The sequence below is a fragment of the Nonomuraea sp. MG754425 genome (assembly GCF_021699195.1).
Lineage (GTDB): Bacteria > Actinomycetota > Actinomycetes > Streptosporangiales > Streptosporangiaceae > Nonomuraea.
Genome location: NZ_SSXE01000430.1, coordinates 1 through 1117 on the forward strand (window position 1 = coordinate 1; position 1117 = coordinate 1117).

At 72.8% G+C, this 1117-nt stretch carries 1 pseudogene; it reads right to left on the reverse strand.

The features are described 5' to 3' along the window. A pseudogene (locus tag FAF44_RS53280) lies at positions 1-799 on the reverse strand (malto-oligosyltrehalose synthase); the annotation flags it as partial. Between the last annotated feature and the right edge of the window lie 318 nt (positions 800-1117).

Below are 1117 nucleotides of genomic sequence, written 5' to 3' on the forward strand. Positions count from 1 at the left end.
GCCGCCGGTTGTCGGGGTCGACGAGGGAGAAGTCGGTCGTCTCGTTGCCCTGGTACACGTCCGGCACCCCCGGCATCATGAGCTGCACGAGCTTGGCCCCGAGGGAGTTCGACATGGCGTAGGAGTCGATGCGCTCGGTGAAGCCGCCGACCGGCAGGCGGACGGCGGCCTCGGCGAAGGCGCGCAGCCGCCGCTCGTAGTCGGGATCGGGGTTCACCCAGGAGATGGCGGTCTTGGCTTCGCGGGCGGCCTTGAGCAGGTAGTCGGTGAGACGTTCGGCGGAGATGGGCCAGGCGGCCATGAGGTTCTGCCAGGCCAGGTAGTCGAGGTGGGGGTCGAAGCTGACCTGCGCCGACCACTCGGCCACGGCCGCCGCCCACTCGCCGGGGATCTCCGAGAGCACCGAGAGCCGGGCCCGTACGTCCTCGGAGCGCTTGGTGTCGTGGGTGGACAGGGTGGTCATCGTGTACGGGGACAATTCCGCGCAGAAGTCGTGGAACTCCCGCACCGGCACGCCGAACACGTCCGGCTCGCCGCCCACCTCGTTCAGGCAGGCCAGCGGGAACCACCGGTAGAGCGCGGTGTCCTCCACGCCCTTGGCCATAACGGGCCCGCACGACTGCTGGAAGCGCACGATCGCCTCGGCGGAGCCGTACAGGACCTCGCGGGCCACCGGGCCGACGGCGGGTGAGCAGGACTCGGCGGCCAACTCGACGATCTCGACGGACTCGGGCGGCGGAGGTTCGCCGGGCACCAGGTAGGCCCGGTAAACCGGCATCGCGGCGAGCAGTTCGCGCACGGCAGCGGCGTCGCCGCCTACGGGGGCACCACCGGCGGGGGCACCGCCAGCGGAAGCGCCGACGGCGGGCGTGCCACCTGCGGGAGCGCCGACGGCGGAAGTACCGACGGCGGGAGCGTCACCCGCGGAAGTGCCGACTTCGGGTGTGCCGACGGCGGGAGCGCCACCAGCGGAAGTGCCGACGGCCGAAGCGCCACCCGCGGGACCGCCACGCGCGGAAGTGCCGACGGCCGAAGCGCCGCCTGCGGGAGCGCCACCTGCGGGCGTGCCGACGGCAGAGGTGCTGGCGGTGGGGGTGCCGGTGGTGGAGGTGCCGGT